1 protein-coding gene is annotated in these 272 nt (G+C 36.8%); it reads right to left on the bottom strand.

All coding sequences use genetic code 11. The features are described from left to right. Positions 1–272: hypothetical protein (locus tag SB775_RS29520; RefSeq protein WP_410864788.1), on the bottom strand; the 272-nt coding region annotated here is incomplete at both ends.

Raw genomic sequence — 272 nt, 5'->3', positions numbered from 1 at the left:
CCTTGCATAGTCTGAAGGAAAAGTAAGCGTAGTCCGTTGATGAAAAATTTGTTGAAGCAGAAGGGGAAGTAACTGCGCTAGCAAAGGGACGAATATTAAAATAGATGCTTTCTTTACCAGTCTCGCCAGTGGAATACATAACATCAAAATCTGTGCTTGGATTCGATGTAACATTAGTCCATCCAGCATCAATTAACAAGGAAATAATTCGATTATAGAGATTCTTTTTCTTTATGTTTTCCTTCTTGAACACAACGCTCATGATTAATACC

Source organism: Peribacillus sp. SIMBA_075, from assembly GCF_046534585.1.
This window is presented reverse-complemented; position numbering and strand designations above follow the sequence as displayed.